This window comes from Aquabacterium parvum, from assembly GCF_001447195.1.
Classification (GTDB): domain Bacteria; phylum Pseudomonadota; class Gammaproteobacteria; order Burkholderiales; family Burkholderiaceae_C; genus Aquabacterium; species Aquabacterium parvum.
The window spans coordinates 1-273 of sequence record NZ_LFRI01000192.1; the positions used below are offsets into that span (position 1 = coordinate 1).

The window sequence follows — 273 nt, forward strand, 5'->3', positions numbered from 1 at the left end:
CCACCCGCCCGGTTCTCCAGATCGAGGGCCTCGATAACCGTGGCCTCGTTCAACTCTTCACCCTCACAGTTCCGGACACCAAGCCTTTCGAGGGCCGAGTGGGTGAGCAGGTGTCCGTGCCGGTGCGTGCGTGGGCCCCTGGCGCGTCGGTGAGCCTCGCCTATGAGGGGGGCAAGGTGTGAGGATGGATGCACGTATGAGGCCGCTGGCGGCGGCCCTGCGGGATGGGCGAAGCCCGCACGCTGGGACGACGCAGGCGGCTCTAGAGTTCAT

General features: G+C 67.4%; 1 protein-coding gene. It reads left to right on the top strand.

Translation table 11 applies throughout. The features are described from left to right. Window positions 1-182, top strand: a 182-nt coding sequence (locus tag ABG80_RS22590) for a hypothetical protein (protein WP_160322483.1), incomplete at its 5' end; no start/stop codon positions are given. Window positions 183-273: the final 91 nt, after the last annotated feature.